The organism is Sphaerochaeta associata (genome assembly GCF_022869165.1).
Taxonomy (GTDB): Bacteria; Spirochaetota; Spirochaetia; order Sphaerochaetales; family Sphaerochaetaceae; genus Sphaerochaeta; species Sphaerochaeta associata.
Window position 1 is genome coordinate 1,635,904 of sequence record NZ_CP094929.1, and the last position, 15,183, is coordinate 1,651,086.

Sequence of the window (15,183 nt, forward strand, 5' to 3'; positions counted from 1 at the left end):
GGTAGATAATACAGATGCTTGATGAAAACATTTCGCAGGCCATAGTCAAGGACATGGTGGCGCGTTCAGCAGAGACCGGACATGTGACGAAAGAGGATATCAGAAAGGCTCTTGGTACACAGAATGCCACGGATGAGGCTGTCGATGAAATCATGCAGACCCTCAGTGAATTGGAGATAATCGTTACCGAAAGTGATGAGGCTCCAGCTGCAGGTCTCTACGCCGAAGGACCGTCCGAGGATGAAATCGATACCGACCTGGATGATGAGCCGGACGATGTCGACCTGCTTGAGGACGACCTTGAGGACGATCTTTCCGTTGACGCTCTGATTGATGACTTTTCCGGCCATCACGATGATAAGCCTGAAGCAAAAAAAAGCGGCGGCGAGGAAAGTGATGACGAAGATGAGGAAGATGATGCTGTCCTTGATGATGATGAGGAGCAGTCTCCCTCGATGAAACATGCCTGGAGCGGCATGGGAACCGATGATGATACGGTAGGTGGCAGCGACCACTTTGTAGATATATCCAGTCTTGACGACCACGACGGCGACATCGAACACATCCGTCACAACACCATATTGGGAACCGATAAGAGTGATTCAAGTGGTGATGACCCTATTCGCCTCTATCTGCGTGAGATCGGCAAGGAGAATCTGCTTACTGCAGACCAAGAGGTTGAGCTCAGCAAGAAGATGGAAGACGGTGCCTTGATCATCAAGGAGGTCATTCAGGAAAGCGGGGTTTTAATCACCCGTTTCCATGAGATCGTCAAGACGCTCAATACCAAGATTGAAGGCCAGGAAGAAGAGTACAACGCCAAGGACTACAAGGAGCTTGTCACCAACCAGAAGCGGTTCACCCAATTCTACAAGGAACAGATAAAGGATGTGCAGGCGGGCCTGAAGAACTATATTGCAAAGAAAGAGCAGATGATCAGCAGCGGAGAGGATGTACTGCATGATGAGGCGTTGATCAAGACGCGCATCACGTTGCTGAAGAAACTTGCGAAAGTGGATTTGCAGCCCGAGGAAATCACCTCCTTCACTCACGATTTCGTCGATGCAGAGAATAGGATTCGTTCCTATAAGGAGAAGAAACAGCAGCTTGAGAACAAGTTGCATATTTCTTCGGCCAAGGAATTGAGGCAGCTCGGACGCGATCTGGCAACCCAGTCCCGAAGTGCAAAAATCGAAGAGGAACTCCATCTGTCCAGCGATACCATCAAGGATCTGATCCGTGAACTTCAACTTACAGAGAAGGATTTGAGACAGATTGAGTATCAGTTCGAGGAGACATGCGATAACATCCTGCTACACTCCACCAAGATCAAGTACGGCCAGAAGATGATGAAGGATGCCAAGGACCGATTGATCCGGGCCAACCTCAGGTTGGTCGTATCCATTGCAAAGAAGTACACCAACCGTGGCCTGCACTTCTTTGATTTGGTTCAGGAAGGCAACATCGGCTTGATCAAGGCCGTAGAGAAATTCGAGTACCGCAAGGGCTTCAAGTTCTCCACCTATGCAACCTGGTGGATACGGCAGGCGATCACCCGGTCTATCAGCGACCAAGCCCGTACGATCCGCGTTCCTGTGCATATGATCGAGCAGATCAACAAGGTGGTCAGGGAGTCGAGAATGCTCATGCAATCGCTTGGTCGTGAACCTACCGACGAGGAAGTTGCTGAAAAGCTCGGCTGGACGGAGAGCAAGGTCAAGGCGGTGAAGAACGTCGCCCGTGAACCGATCAGCCTGGAAACCCCGGTGGGCGAAGAGGAAGACTCGTTGCTTTCCGACTTCATCGAGGACAAGGAGGTGGAGAATCCAGCCACTCAGACCGCATACTCGTTGCTTCAGGAACAGCTCAAGGATGTGCTTGCAACCCTTCCTGCACGTGAACAGGAGGTCCTGAAGATGAGATTCGGCCTCGAGGACGGATATTCATTGACACTGGAGGAAGTTGGATTGTATTTTGAGGTGACCAGGGAACGTATCCGCCAGATTGAGGCGAAGGCTCTCAGGAGGCTCAGGCATCCCAAGCGTAGTAGAAAATTGAAGGATTTCATTTGAGATACAGGGAGAAGATGATGGAAGAAGCAGAAGTATTTGCAAAGCTCAGCCAATTGCAGGAGGACCTGACCTTACGGTTTGCCCTTGAGGATGAGATTGTCAAGTTGCCCAGAGATCTGAAAGTCAAGCAGGAACTGCTGGACAAGATCAACTTGGAATATATTGATGAACATGCCAGAAGTGAAACAGCCAAGGATGATCTCAGAAGCCTGCGCATCCAGTATGATGATGCAGTACATGCCCGTGAGAACTCCGAGAAGCAGATGGAGTTGATCTCTACACAGCGCGAGTTTGAAGCGCTCGAGAAAGAAATCAAGGATGCATCTGCAAAGGAGCAGAGTCTGCTCAAGCAACTGCATGTCAAGGAGAAGCAGGTTCACGAATTCAGTGACCGTCTTACCGAGAAAGAGCAGTTGATGATGCTGCAAAAACAGGAAGTGGACAACGAGGCCAGTAAAATCGAAGCCTTGCTCTCCGACAAGAGAAACCAGCTTTCCAAGCTTGAGACCAAGTGCGAGCAGTACATCAGCGGCGATATAACCGAAGACCTGTACAACAAGTTCTGCAATATTGTGAAGAACAAGAAGGGAAAGGGTATTGTTCCCATCCATGGCTTGGTTTGCCAGGGGTGTCACATTGTGCTTCCCATCCAGTTCGTCAATGTTGTTCGTTCGGCAAAGGAGATTGAATTCTGTCCGTATTGCAGCCGAATCCTCTACTATGAAGAGGTTGAGGGTGCCGACGAGCAGTTCCGCAAGAGAATCGAGGATATTGAGATTGAAGAGGGCGGCCTTGCCGACTTTGTCGATTCCAGTGAATTCGACGACCTTCTCTAGGATTTTTACAAGGTGGGCGAGATGATCGCGGGCGGTCGAAAGGCCGCTTGAGGAAAGTCCGGGCTCCATAGGACATGATGCCGGGTAACACCCGGGAGCGGCGACGCTATAGAGAGCACCACAGAAAATATACCGCCGAGCGATCGGTAAGGGTGAAATGGTGGGGTAAGAGCCCACCGCACTTCTGGCAACAGAAGTGGCAGGGTAAGCCTCGTCAGGAGCAAAATCAAGCAGCAGGTTGGGTGGTCCGCCTTGAGCCTGCGGGTAGGTTGCTACAGCGTCTTGGTAACAAGAAGCGTGGATAGATGATCATCAGATACAGAACCCGGCTTATTGCCTGCCTTGTTTTTTTTGCATAGTGATAGGAGAACAGAGGATGATGAGATCGCGTTATTGCACCCTTCTTCTGTTCTCTTTTTGTTTGCTCTTTGCAGGTTGCAGGAAAAACGGTCCTTCGCTTGACCAGCTTGCCCTGCAAGGTGATTTTGAGAAACTCGAGCGTGCAGCCAGCGATGATTTCTCTGCAACCTATCAAAAGAGCTCGCTCTACTATGTTGCATTGGCCCAGGAACGTCTTGGAAAACTTAAGGAAGCTGCATCGAGCCTGCACTTGTATCTGGCCATGACAGGGAAACAGGGTGCTTCGGCAGCGGCTGCACAGCTTGCCGTGCTGTTGGGCAACCGGGTTGGGGATGCCGAACTTGTCATCGACATGGGTCTGCTGCTTGAAGAGAAACAGGCCTTGGATGAGCGGACAGCAAAAGAATTGTATCAGGCGCTGCTTTCCAGGACAAGGACCGATGACGCCCATAGAATCTTTACCACGTATTTGAAGGAGACCATCGACAGCTTCGCCTATGCAACGGTATTAGTGGAAGCCAAGGCCTCTTTCTCGCTGGTAAAACAAGCGTTTTCTTCACTTTCGGACGAGCATGCGGTAACCCTGCTGCAGTATGCCTCCAGCATGGAGAACGGTGTCCAGCGTGCCTATGACTACTTCGTGTTCGCTCTATCGTATGAGAACAGGATTCTTGATGGCACAATGAAGAAAAACCTGTATACTGCCCTTGCCCGGTTCGCCAGCCAAGCCGACCAGCGCGTTCAGGCAAACAAATACCAAAGCTTGGCAAACACATTACCATGAACAAGGATTATGCTATGCAGATTGTAGATACTATCGCCGATGACCTGTTGATGATTCAAAATCCAGCCCGCTATACGGGTGGGGAGTTCCACTATGGAGAGAAAGACCTTTCGAAGGTGAATCTGTATACGGCCATCTGCTTTCCTGACTTGTACGAGATTGGCATGAGCAACAATGCAGTGCGTATTCTTTATGACTTGCTCAACAACATGGAAGAGGTCTACTGTGACAGAGTCTTCTCCGTTGCCCATGACTTTGAAAAGTTGCTTCGACAGAAACAGATCCCCCTGTATACCTTGGATCTTCAGAAGCCGCTTTCCGAGCTCGATATGCTCGGCATCTCCATCGGGTATGAACTCTGTGCCACCAACATTTTGCAGGTTCTCGAACTTGGCTTGATTCCCCTGCACGCCGTCGACCGAACCGACGAGCATCCGATTGTCATCTGCGGCGGACCCGCTGCAACCAATCCACTTCCATTCGCTCCTTTCATGGACTTTGTCTATATCGGGGAAGCGGAGGGTGGACTGGAAGAAGTGGCCGGACTTTTGCTCGAAGCAAAGAAGCAGCATAAGAGCAGAAGTGAGAAGATTGCGTTGCTTAAAGAGCTTCCCTATCTTTGGTACAAGGGCAAAAAGCTGGCATCCCGTTTCATTGATACAACCTTTGCAACACCCGGGAAGCATACCTATCGTCACTATGTGGTTCCCAACTTCAAGGTCGCCCAGGACAACGGGGTTGTGGAAATCATGCGCGGTTGTCCCAACAGCTGCCGTTTCTGCCATGCAGGCCAATACTACAAGCCATATAGGCAGAAGCTGTACAGCACCATGGCCGAGCAGGTCGAACAGCATGTAAGCGATTTCGGCTATCGTGAGGTGACGCTCTCATCACTATCCAGCGGGGACCATCCGTACATAAAGGAGTTGATTGAAACACTCAACACCGAGTACTCACAGAGACATGTCTCTTTCTCACTTCCCAGTCTGAAGGTGAATTCCTTCTCGTTGGGTATTCTGGAACAGCTTTCCGAAGTCCGTAAAAGCGGGCTGACCTTTGCCATCGAAACTCCAAAGGAAGCCTGGCAGCGTGCCATGAATAAGGAGGTTCCTCTTGAGCAGGTCATTGAAATCGCCCGAGAGGCGAAGAGCAGGGGATGGAAGCTTGCCAAGTTCTACTTCATGATAGGGCTTCCCTTCGTCGACCGCGAGGTTGAAAACCAGGCTATCGTCGATTATGTCGGTGCCATCTTCGATGCTACGCGTCTGTCTATGAACATCAACATCGGGACCTTCATCCCCAAGCCACATACACCGTTCCAATGGTGCAGCCAGCTGACGCCCAAGCAGTCATACGAGCAGCTCTCTTCACTGAAGAAAGCAATTAATGAGCGTATCAGAGGGTGCAAGGTGAGTTATCATGAGCCCAATATCAGTTATCTGGAGGGGTTGATAAGTCGCGGTGATGAGCGGTACGCGGAGGTCATAGAATCTGCCTATCGCAAGGGTTGCCGTCTGGATGCATGGGACGAGCATCTGAAGGCAGAGCTGTGGATGGAGGCGATCAAGGAGGCTTCCTACAACCCTGATACCTGCATCTTCGATCCATACGGCTTGGACGAGGACCTTCCCTGGGACTCGGTGAGCATGCGGGTCAGCAAGAAATTCCTCAAGGATGAGTATGAAATGGCCAAGAGCCTGCTCTTGACCGAGCGGTGCTTTGAATCATGCAACCATCTCTGCGGTGTGTGTTCTAAGGTCACCGAAGTCATGGATACCACGCATAAGGACCCGATACTCGAACAGGTCAGGAACAAGACCTTGGCAGTCGAGCCGAAGGTGGAGACGGTGGAGAAGACGGTACAGGCTCTGATCACCTACCGAAGGTTCGGCCGATCGCTCTATATAAGTCACATTCATGCCATGCGCAATTTTGAGATGGCTTTCCAGCGTTCCAAGGTGGGGGTGCAGTTCACCCAGGGATTCAATCCCAAACCCAAGCTTGAATTTGTCAATCCGCTTTCTGTCGGCATCGCAGGAGATGAGGAAGTGATGCTTGCCGAGTTGATTGATTTCGAGGGCCTGACTGAATCTGAAGTCAAGAAGAAACTGAGCTTGGCCCTGAATGCCGGGTATGAGATTAAAGAAGTGATCTTTCTCCGACTCGACAAGAAACAGACGTTGGCGAAGTATCTGAAGGGCAGTCTCTATACCATTGAGACCCGTGCGGATGAAGAGAGCCGTTTGATATTGGAATCGTTCTGCAACCAGGAATTGAAGGATGTGGTTGTGCGCAAGGAAGCCGAAGGTTTGTTCTCCGTCCGTTTGGAAGGTGAGAAGAACTTGGTAAAACTGCTCTTTGGCAGCGAAACTGACAAGTTTGCACTTGCCAGCCGTCTGCGTATAACAAGAAGGGCCCTGTTCGCCGGTTCCTGGGAAGTCTCCTATCCTGCTTTCTTCACTTCGCTCATGAAGGAACAACATTCAATTCAGTAATCGTTCGATATGTGGAAGGGCCTCCTGAGGTCCAACCATCATCAGGATGTCATCGGCCTGCAGGCCGAAATATGGGCCAGGGGAGAGGGTGATTGCACCCTCTCTTCTTACTGCGACCACCGTAGCACCGGTTTCCTGCCAGAAATGCAGCTCACCCAGGGATTTGCCGATAACTGTACTCGATTGATTGACTGTATAGCTGAAGACCGGGAAAGGATTGGACTCTGCAAAGCGGGAATTGATCGTAAACAACTGTTTTGCAAGGGAGAAGAACTCTCTGTCCAAGGCTTCATGTTCATCAAGGAGCGTACGCATGCGCTGCAGCAACTGTTTCGATTCATCGTGCTTGTCATAGGTCTCGATAAATGTCTTTGCTTGTTTGCGGCTTTTTACCTTGACACCGCTATTGTGCATGACTTCCACCACGCCTTGCTCCTCGAGAATGGCGAAGGAGCGCCGAATGGTCTCAGGCGACACTCCGTATTCGCCGCTGAGCAGCGTTCTCCCGGATAATTTCACCCCTTCGGCCAACTCCTCGTTGGCGATTCGTTTGGCGATATCCACAGCAATCCTTTCATAAATGGCGCTCTTTTCCCGTTTGCTGGTACGGTTTGGCTGCAATGGTTCCATCATCGCTCACTCCTCATGCTGTAAACGCCGCTCGGCTTTGATCTCTTCCCAAAGCCGGTCCATCTCAGCAAGGTTCTCTTGGTTCAGCTGCACGCCTTCAGCTTGCGCTCGTTGGTAGAGGGCATTGAACCGACTCCTCATTTTTTGATTCGAGCGGTGCAGGGCCAAGGAAGGATTGAAGCCCAAAAAGCGGCAAAGGTTCACCGCTGAGAAAAGCAGGTCTCCCAATTCCATCTCAAGATCCTCCCTCTCATCGCGGGGATTCCTATATGCTTCAACGACTTCAGCAAGCTCTTCCTGCACCTTGTCGAACACTCCTTGGGCATCGGGCCAGTCGAAGCCTACCTTGCGGATTTTCTTCTGGATTTCATTGGCCATTTCCAAGGGGGGAAGGGAAGGGGGGACACGACTGAAGAAATCATCCTTTTGATGGGTTTTCCCTTCAACATCAACTTTAATGGCATTCCATACATCTATCACTTCACTGCTGTTTGCAACTTTCTGGTCGGAAAAGACATGGGGATGCCTGCGGATCAACTTCTCGCACACCAGATTGAGTGCTTCGATGCCGGCAGCAGGATCTGTTTCCTGATGCATTTCCAATAGCATCATTGCATTGAGAAGTACATCGCCGAGCTCCTCGCTCTGTCCTTCCTTGTCATCGGAAAGCACTGCATCAAGGTATTCATACGTCTCATCGATGAGGTGTGTCGAGACTTGTTTGGGGCTCTGCTCCCTGTCCCAGGGACAGCCTTGCTCGCTGCGAAGCAGGGTGACAATTGCAAACAACTGCATCAGGGCATCCTGAAGGGTGGTTTTCTTTTCATAGGTGAAGTCAATCATGTGTACGAGTATACCTGTTAACGGCAATCTTGAGAACAGAAAAGGCAAAGCCTCTTGACATGATGTTATAACTGTATATACTGTACATATACAGAAGGAGTACAGGGTGGATATTATCCTCTCAAATACCAATCAGGACCCGATTTACGAGCAGATTGCCCATCAGATGCGTACCCAGATAGTGTCTGGCATTCTCAAGGAAGGCGAATTGTTGCCTTCAATCAGAGCTCTTGCCAAGGAACTGCGCATCAGTGTGATAACCACCAAACGTGCGTATGACGAACTTGAACGGGAAGGATACATCGAGACCATCGCTGCTAAAGGAAGCTATGTTGCAGCGCGTAGCCATGAACAACTGAAAGAGGAATACTTGAAAAAAATCGAGGATCATATGCGTTCGATTCATTTGCTTGCCCAGTTCATCGGGCTCAGCGAAGAGGAGCTTGGAATGATGTATCAATTACTTACAGAGGGAGAACGATAAGATGGAGAGCGCAATACACTGTTCGAATCTGAAAAAATCCTACGGGTCATTCACTTTGGATATTAATGATTTGCATATAGCCACTGGAACGGTGCATGGTTTGATTGGAGCGAACGGCTGCGGCAAGACCACCACGATAAAACTGCTGCTCGGCTTGTTGTTTCCTGATTCAGGAGACCTTTCGGTCTTGGGTTCTCATGCGATCGGTCAGGATACAGAGATCCGGCAGAACATTGGTTTCATTGTGGAAGATGCTTCGGTTCCCAGTCTTATGAATGCAAAACAGCTGTCTGATGTATTGAAACAAACCTACCATGGATGGGATCAAGTTCGGTATGACCTGTTGCTTAAGCAGTTCCAGCTTGATGCGAAGAAGCAGTATCGAATGTATTCACGAGGCATGAAAGTGAAACTCCAGCTTGCGGTTGCACTCAGTCATCAGGCCTCTCTCTTGATTCTGGACGAACCAACCAGCGGTCTGGATCCCTTGGCACGAGATGAAATTATCACCATTCTTTCAGAGTTCCGGGAGGATGAGAGCCATACGATTCTTATCAGCAGTCATATCACCAGTGATTTGGAAAAGCTCTGTGATTATGTCACGTTCTTGGAACATGGGCGGATACGGTTCACCCGTGAAAAGGACGAATTGCTCGATGAGTTCCGATTGGTACAGACAACTCATCAGATGGAAGCCGATATTGATAGCGATGCGATTGTGGCAAGGCGCGACGGATCGTTCCAGGTGGAGCTGTTGATGAGAGCACAGGATGTGCCTTCGTTTGTTGAAGCCAGAAGGCTCAACTTGGAAGAATTGATCATTCTTTTGTCCAGGAAAGGAGGCGCTGCATGATGGCTTTGTTGCTCAAGGATGTGTTTCTGATACGCAAGCGCAACTTGATAATGCTTTTTGCGATTGCCATTTTTGTTGTTCTTGCAGGAGTGCAGGGTGGGTTGGTCAATACGGTAATGGCAACCATGATGCCGCTGCTGATGGGTTTTACCACCCTGGCTTATGACCAAAATGACGGTTGGGAAGCCTATGCGTGCGCCCTTCCATTCTCCAGGATCCAAATTGTGAAGAGTAAGTATGTGCTGGCACTTATTTCCATCGTCGTCTCGATACTGCTGGTTTTGATCGTCGGTCTTGCAGCTTCGGTATTGGAACTGAAGACGATGTTGTCGAATGCCGTCACCCAATTCACCTTCGGCTCCTTGTTTGTTGCCATCAATTACCCCTTGATCTTGAAATTTGGTTTTGAGAAGAGCAGGCTGTACTATATTTTGGTCATGATCGGCTTGATGTCCATTGGGTCGGCTCTTTCTACATTCCAGAAAGGTCCTTCTATGCCTGTCTCCCTGGCATTTGCTTTACCGGTTGCAGCGTTGGCGGGTTTGATTGCAAGCTATTTTCTCTCGTGTTCGATTATGAAAAACAAGGAATTTTCTGGTTCATGACGCCAAAACTCTAGCAAAAAGAGCATAAATCATGCTACTACAGCAGTAACCTGTCCTGTTGGGGGTGTTGTATGTGCGGTATTGTGGGGTATGTCGGATCTGAGGAAGCTTCCTCCATTTTGCTGGAAGCACTTCGCAAGCTGGAGTATCGTGGCTATGATTCTGCTGGTATCGCCTTGGTCGATGAGCATAAAAGCCTGCAAATCCGCAAGATTAAGGGACGGCTTTCCAATTTGGAGCTCTTGGTTCAGCAAAAGCCGATTGCCGGTAAGTGCGGTATCGCACATACAAGGTGGGCGACTCATGGGGAGCCTTCCGACCTGAACAGCCATCCACACACCGATGTATCACAGAGCATTGCCGTTGTACACAACGGGATCATTGAGAACCATGCCCAACTGAGGGCTTGGCTTGAAAAACACCAAGTTACGTTTGCTAGCCAGACCGACAGCGAGGTCATCGCTCATTTGATCGACTTCCACTACAACGGCGATTTGCTTCTTGCAGTGACCGAGACGGTAAAAAGGCTGGAAGGTTCATATGCCATCGCGGTTGCGTGCAGCCAACATCCCCAGCTGTTGGTTGTTGCAAGAAAGGATAGTCCCTTGGTGATAGGACGGGCGGAGAATTTCACAATGCTTGCCAGTGATGTTCCTCCGCTTTTGAGTCACACCAGGGGGGTTCAATATCTAGAGGATTTGGAAGTAGCCACGCTCACTCAGCATGAAGTCCACATCTATAATCTTGATGGGGATGAGATCGAGCGGGAGATTCAGACGATCGACTGGGATATGGAAGCTGCAGAGAAATGCGGTTTCGAACACTTCATGCTCAAGGAGATTTGCGAACAGCCCAAAGCACTACGCGATACCTTGCGGGCCAGATATAAGGATGGTTCATTGTCCTTTCCCGTCCAAATCGAAAATCTCTTGGAAAATTGCAAGCATCTTTTAATAACCGGGTGTGGAACCGCCTATCATGCTGCAATGGTTGCTTCCTATGTGATTGAACAGGTTGCCGGCCTGCCGGTGGAAGTGCTTGTAGCCAGTGAACTCAGATATAGGCCCCATATCCGCAAGGAAGGCGAAGTATGTCTGCTTATCAGCCAGAGCGGTGAAACCGCCGATACCATTGCATCTCTTCGTTTGTTGAAGGAGCTGGGTATTCCGACGATCGCCCTGACGAATGTAGTGGGCTGTACGCTCAGCAGAGAAGCCGATTGGGTCCTGTATACCCAAGCCGGTCCGGAAATCGCTGTAGCCTCAACAAAGGCCTTTACAACACAGCTCTTGAGTCTCTTCACCATAGCTTCTTTGATTGCCAAACAGGAACGATCGGGGCTTTTGGAGGCTCTCGATCAACTGCCTGGCAAGACACAGTTGCTCATCGACAGGCAGGAAGATATACAGCGGTTTGCAGCCAGCCAGTTCAACAAAACAAAAGTATTCTTCATGGGACGGCTGGTTGATTTTGCCATAAGTCTTGAGAGCGCCCTCAAGCTCAAGGAGATCAGCTATACACACAGCGAGGCATTTGCCGCCGGCGAACTCAAGCATGGACCTATCGCCTTGGTTGATACTTCTACGCTGGTTGTTGCACTATGCACCCAACCATCCTTGTATGCAAAGATGGATTCCAACATCAAGGAAGTAAAAGCAAGAGGCGCTACAGCGTTGGTAATTACCTTTGAGGATGTCCATACCTTCGATGATACCGCGGATGCCATTTTCAGGCTGCCTCAGACGCATCCATTGTTCAGTCCTGTTCTCAGTGTCATTGTAAGCCAGCTCTATGCATACTACTGTTCAGTCCTTAAGGGAAACGATCCGGACAAGCCAAGAAACCTGGCCAAGTCGGTTACTGTCGAGTAATACCGGATGAATCCAAACAGATTCTGTTTGGTAGGGTTTCTAGTTAACAGAATATATATTATTTACATTTTATACAAAATCACTACTGTAGGAGAGTAGGTACACTATTGAGGTTATTATATAAGCTGAATCGATGCGACAGATTCAAGGCGTGTCCAATATTTATTGGAAAAATCACCTTCTGAGATATTGATGGCAGCATAGACATGAATATATAAAGAGCCTACAGCAGTACTCGATACTACATAGTCTGGGAAATCTGCTACTTCACTCGGTACGGTAATAAAAGATTCTCCATTAAACCTGGTTAACTCTAGGCTTGGATTTGTATAGGAGCCGGAAATCACAGTGAATTGCAATGTATTATTTGAAGTGAGAGATACAGAAAATTGGATGTCAGGATTCAAAGGATTTGTTGCAGTAGAAAAGAAATATGGTGCATTGAATTCATTACTGTTTGAATCCGACAATTTGTATAACGTGTATTCTTTGTTATTTGATGTGGTATTTAAAATTACAGATCCGGAAGAAATCATTCTGCCATCAACAATATTCCTTCTGAATTCTGAATTGAATTTTGTTGAGAGTATAGTAGGATTTGCCGGTTCATCAGTGACAATGTATGCAAGCAAGAGAGAGGGCCCTGTGGATTGCTTGATCCAGCTGAGTATATTATCAGGATTTGTAAATGTGAATGTAGTAGTAATAGAATCGAATGAGTAATCGATTGAGAATACAGTCATTATCCCACACCCCACCAGCATCAACACAAGAAAAAAGACAGACACCATACGAAGAATGTGATTTCTCATCTTCATGGCATCTGTCTCCTCTCTTCACGGTGGGTTCTAAACTACCCTACCCCGTTTACCTACAAAAGTGCAAGTCTATTGGTTGCAATCTTGGCAAACTCAGAAGTTGGGAATTGGTCGGCGAGCTGTTGGAGCGTTGCTTTCGCGAGCTCGGTATTACCGCTCTTCTCCTGCAGGCGAGCCTGACCGAACAAAGCCTTTGGAGCCTCTGCGGCAGACAAGCCAAACTCATCAATGACCTTTGTATAGTACTCGAGAGCCAAGGAATCATTACCAAGTTCCTCAGCACTTACTGCAGCGTTGGTCAGAGCCAGTGATGCAAGGTAGTTCTTTCCTGCATTCGAGTACGTCAAGACAAAGCTGTCAAGCGATTTCTGGTACTCCACTTTCTCAAAAGCCACCATACCCAACAGGTATTGAGCCTTAAGGCTGGGATACTTTTTGCCTTTCACGGAAAGGTCATTCAAGCCGGCAACGAGTTCATCGTACTTTGCCTGATAGCCCTCATCCTCCGAGCCCATGACCTGAAGATCAGAATAAGCAGTCTCCAAAAGGTCAATAGTATTGAACTGCGCCTGCAGATTCTTGTTATTGACCGAGGTGACGATGCCAAGTGTAATCAGACCGATAACTACGACTGCCAAGACAATGATGGCTACCTTCTTGTTACGGGCCAAAAAGCTATTCAATGATCCTTCGATTCTTTCAGTCAAGGTAAGTTCAGCTGAATCCTTCTTATTCTTACTCATCATACATCTCCGTTATCAAGGGTATAAAACACAGGCGGCTGTGTGCCGCCTGGTATGGTGGAACACAACCTTAGTTGTCTTCCCTATCCTCATCCTTGTAACGCATCATGTCTGCAAGGGAGAAGGTATCACTGTCATCATCCTCATGGATGTATTTTGCAATCTCGGACTGCTGGGAACGCTTGACCATCTCCTTGATGGAGAGTGAAAGCTTCTGGGTAGTCGGGTTGCATTCAACAACCATGGCAGTGATGGGATCACCAACGTTGAACTTCTTGAGGGCCTCATCGGTATACTCTTCATCGGGTCCGACCAAGTTGTACTTGCTGATCAGTCCTTCAATGTCACCCATGACCTTCACGAATACGCCAAAGTCAGTCACATTGGTGATGACACCGCTGATGGTGCTGAACTTCGGATAGTCGTGACGAAGAGTCTGCCAGGGATTGCCCTCGAGCTGCTTCACGCCAAGGCGGATTCTGCGGTTGTCCGGTTCGACACGGATTACCACAACGTCGATCACATCACCTTCGGCGCAGAAGGAAGCCATGTTCTTGACTTTCTTGGTCCAGGAAATGTCATCAATGTGCAAAAAGCCGTCGATACCTTCCTCGAGATTTACAAAGGCACCACTGTTGGTGATCTTCACAACCGGCTTGGAAAGTGTCATGCCGACAGGATAGCGCTCCACAATGGTATCCCAGGGGTTTTCCTCAAGCTGCTTGAGACCCAAGGAAACACGCTTCTTGTCCAAGTCATACCCAAGAACCTTTGCCTCGACGACATCGCCGACATCCAGGACGTCCTTGGGGTTGTTGACCCGCTTGGTCCAGGAGAGCTCGGAAATGTGGGCAAGGCCCTCGATGCCGGGCTCGATCTCGATGAATGCACCAAAGGTGGTAATCTTGGTTACCGGTGCCTTGATGGTATCACCGACGTTGTACTTCTGCTCGAAGGTCGTCCAGGGGTCTTCCTGCATGTGCTTGAGCGACAGGTTGATCTTCTGCGTCTCGGGATCGATGTTGATGAGTCTGAGCTGTACAACCTGACCCTTCTTGACAAAATCCTTAGGACGGGTGACATGGCCCCAGCTCATGTCATTGATATGCAACAGTCCATCAAAACCACCAAGGTCAATGAATGCCCCGAAGGAGGTAAAGGACTTAACCACACCTTCGACGACGTCACCGATCTGTACGGTCGAGAAGAACTTCTCTTTATTTTCTTTGATTTTCTGGTCAAGATACTCACGTCTGTTCACCACGCTCTTGAGCTTGGTGCCGCCATGGAACTTGTCGATGATGAAGTAATCAGTTACTCCGATCAATGTTTCCGGTTCCTCGACTCTCACAACGTCAGCCTTGGAGAGGGGGCAGAACCCCTTGTACTCGCCTCCGAGATCGACCTCGAAGCCACCCTTGATTACTTTCTCAAATTTGCCCAAAACGGGAGATCTGCTTTCAGCAGCAGCCTTCAGTTCATCGGTGCGTTCCTTGAAATCGGCGCGCTTCTTGGAAACGACGATCTGACCGCCCTTTCCTTCCTTATTGATGATGACGACTTTTACTTCCTCACCAACTTCGGGAATAGATGCGAACTCATCACGAGAGATGCGACCCTCGCTCTTGTAACCGACATCCACGAATACATACTCGTTGTTTACCTGGACAACAGTACCGGCCACGAGCTGACCGTCTTCGATTCCATCAAGAGATTTAAGATACTCCTCCTGCAGCATATCCTGCATTTTGGTCTTCTTTTCATCCATTTCTTGTTCTTCAGCCACTTG

Annotated in this window: 13 protein-coding genes and 1 other RNA gene; 9 read left to right on the plus strand and 5 right to left on the minus strand. The window is 49.0% G+C overall.

The window, feature by feature from the left end:
* Positions 1 to 14: 14 nt before the first annotated feature.
* The 5 genes from rpoD to MUG09_RS07610 all read left to right on the plus strand — a co-directional run bounded on the left by rpoD (position 15) and on the right by MUG09_RS07610 (position 6,547).
* On the plus strand, positions 15 to 2,072 hold the full coding sequence (rpoD, locus tag MUG09_RS07590; RefSeq protein ID WP_244775077.1) for an RNA polymerase sigma factor RpoD: 2,058 nt from the start codon (positions 15 to 17) through the stop codon (positions 2,070 to 2,072).
* A gap of 17 nt (positions 2,073 to 2,089) precedes the next feature.
* On the plus strand, positions 2,090 to 2,908 hold the full coding sequence (locus MUG09_RS07595; RefSeq protein WP_244775078.1) for a zinc ribbon domain-containing protein: 819 nt from the start codon (positions 2,090 to 2,092) through the stop codon (positions 2,906 to 2,908).
* Positions 2,909 to 2,916: 8 nt separating this feature from the next.
* An RNA gene (gene rnpB, locus MUG09_RS07600) (RNase P RNA component class A) lies at positions 2,917 to 3,257 on the plus strand.
* A 27-nt stretch (positions 3,258 to 3,284) separates the two neighbouring features.
* Positions 3,285 to 4,052 (plus strand): hypothetical protein, encoded by a 768-nt coding sequence (locus MUG09_RS07605; protein ID WP_244775079.1) that lies wholly within the window; start codon positions 3,285 to 3,287, stop codon positions 4,050 to 4,052.
* 14 nt (positions 4,053 to 4,066) lie between these two features.
* Positions 4,067 to 6,547 carry a TIGR03936 family radical SAM-associated protein gene (locus MUG09_RS07610; RefSeq protein WP_244775080.1) on the plus strand — a complete coding sequence of 827 codons (2,481 nt, stop codon included), beginning with the start codon at positions 4,067 to 4,069 and terminating at the stop codon, positions 6,545 to 6,547.
* Here the strand turns inward: MUG09_RS07610 and MUG09_RS07615 are convergent.
* Together MUG09_RS07615 and mazG are read right to left on the minus strand one after the other, a co-directional pair.
* Positions 6,536 to 7,180 (minus strand): GntR family transcriptional regulator, encoded by a 645-nt coding sequence (locus MUG09_RS07615; RefSeq protein WP_244775082.1) that lies wholly within the window; start codon positions 7,178 to 7,180, stop codon positions 6,536 to 6,538. The two genes, MUG09_RS07610 and MUG09_RS07615, sit on opposite strands and share 12 nt — an antisense overlap.
* Before the next feature lie 3 nt (positions 7,181 to 7,183).
* Complete coding sequence (mazG, locus tag MUG09_RS07620) at positions 7,184 to 8,020, minus strand: nucleoside triphosphate pyrophosphohydrolase (RefSeq protein ID WP_244775084.1); 837 nt, start codon at positions 8,018 to 8,020, stop codon at positions 7,184 to 7,186.
* Positions 8,021 to 8,126: 106 nt separating this feature from the next.
* Here mazG and MUG09_RS07625 point away from each other — a divergent pair, with 106 nt between their 5' ends.
* The 4 genes from MUG09_RS07625 to glmS all read left to right on the plus strand — a co-directional run bounded on the left by MUG09_RS07625 (position 8,127) and on the right by glmS (position 11,833).
* Positions 8,127 to 8,504, plus strand: a complete 378-nt coding sequence (locus tag MUG09_RS07625; protein WP_244775087.1) for a GntR family transcriptional regulator — start codon at positions 8,127 to 8,129, stop codon at positions 8,502 to 8,504.
* A 1-nt stretch (position 8,505) separates the two neighbouring features.
* Complete coding sequence (locus MUG09_RS07630) at positions 8,506 to 9,357, plus strand: ABC transporter ATP-binding protein (protein ID WP_244775089.1); 852 nt, start codon at positions 8,506 to 8,508, stop codon at positions 9,355 to 9,357.
* On the plus strand, positions 9,354 to 9,962 hold the full coding sequence (locus MUG09_RS07635; protein WP_244775091.1) for an ABC-2 transporter permease: 609 nt from the start codon (positions 9,354 to 9,356) through the stop codon (positions 9,960 to 9,962). Before MUG09_RS07630 ends, MUG09_RS07635 begins: the two co-directional genes overlap by 4 nt.
* 71 nt (positions 9,963 to 10,033) lie before the next feature.
* Positions 10,034 to 11,833, plus strand: a complete 1,800-nt coding sequence (gene glmS / locus MUG09_RS07640) for a glutamine--fructose-6-phosphate transaminase (isomerizing) (RefSeq protein ID WP_244775093.1) — start codon at positions 10,034 to 10,036, stop codon at positions 11,831 to 11,833.
* A 116-nt stretch (positions 11,834 to 11,949) separates the two neighbouring features.
* Here the strand turns inward: glmS and MUG09_RS07645 are convergent, their stop codons facing one another.
* From MUG09_RS07645 to MUG09_RS07655, 3 genes are all read right to left on the minus strand, one after another.
* Positions 11,950 to 12,651 (minus strand): hypothetical protein, encoded by a 702-nt coding sequence (locus tag MUG09_RS07645; RefSeq protein ID WP_244775096.1) that lies wholly within the window; start codon positions 12,649 to 12,651, stop codon positions 11,950 to 11,952.
* 53 nt (positions 12,652 to 12,704) lie between these two features.
* Complete coding sequence (locus MUG09_RS07650) at positions 12,705 to 13,394, minus strand: tetratricopeptide repeat protein (protein ID WP_244775098.1); 690 nt, start codon at positions 13,392 to 13,394, stop codon at positions 12,705 to 12,707.
* 70 nt (positions 13,395 to 13,464) lie between these two features.
* A complete protein-coding gene (locus tag MUG09_RS07655) occupies positions 13,465 to 15,180 on the minus strand; it encodes a S1 RNA-binding domain-containing protein (RefSeq protein ID WP_244775101.1) in 1,716 nt (571 codons plus the stop codon).
* Positions 15,181 to 15,183: the final 3 nt, after the last annotated feature.

What these genes read in the sequence shown, in the direction of transcription:
- rpoD (WP_244775077.1), top strand. Translation starts at nt 15, where the DNA reads ATGCTTGATGAAAACATTTCGCAGGCCATAGTCAAGGACATGGTGGCG.
- MUG09_RS07595 (WP_244775078.1), top strand. Translation starts at nt 2,090, where the DNA reads ATGGAAGAAGCAGAAGTATTTGCAAAGCTCAGCCAATTGCAGGAGGAC.
- MUG09_RS07605 (WP_244775079.1), top strand. Translation starts at nt 3,285, where the DNA reads ATGATGAGATCGCGTTATTGCACCCTTCTTCTGTTCTCTTTTTGTTTG.
- MUG09_RS07610 (WP_244775080.1), top strand. Translation starts at nt 4,067, where the DNA reads ATGCAGATTGTAGATACTATCGCCGATGACCTGTTGATGATTCAAAAT.
- MUG09_RS07615 (WP_244775082.1), bottom strand. Translation starts at nt 7,180, where the DNA reads ATGATGGAACCATTGCAGCCAAACCGTACCAGCAAACGGGAAAAGAGC.
- mazG (WP_244775084.1), bottom strand. Translation starts at nt 8,020, where the DNA reads ATGATTGACTTCACCTATGAAAAGAAAACCACCCTTCAGGATGCCCTG.
- MUG09_RS07630 (WP_244775089.1), top strand. Translation starts at nt 8,506, where the DNA reads ATGGAGAGCGCAATACACTGTTCGAATCTGAAAAAATCCTACGGGTCA.
- MUG09_RS07635 (WP_244775091.1), top strand. Translation starts at nt 9,354, where the DNA reads ATGATGGCTTTGTTGCTCAAGGATGTGTTTCTGATACGCAAGCGCAAC.
- glmS (WP_244775093.1), top strand. Translation starts at nt 10,034, where the DNA reads ATGTGCGGTATTGTGGGGTATGTCGGATCTGAGGAAGCTTCCTCCATT.
- MUG09_RS07645 (WP_244775096.1), bottom strand. Translation starts at nt 12,651, where the DNA reads ATGAAGATGAGAAATCACATTCTTCGTATGGTGTCTGTCTTTTTTCTT.
- MUG09_RS07650 (WP_244775098.1), bottom strand. Translation starts at nt 13,394, where the DNA reads ATGAGTAAGAATAAGAAGGATTCAGCTGAACTTACCTTGACTGAAAGA.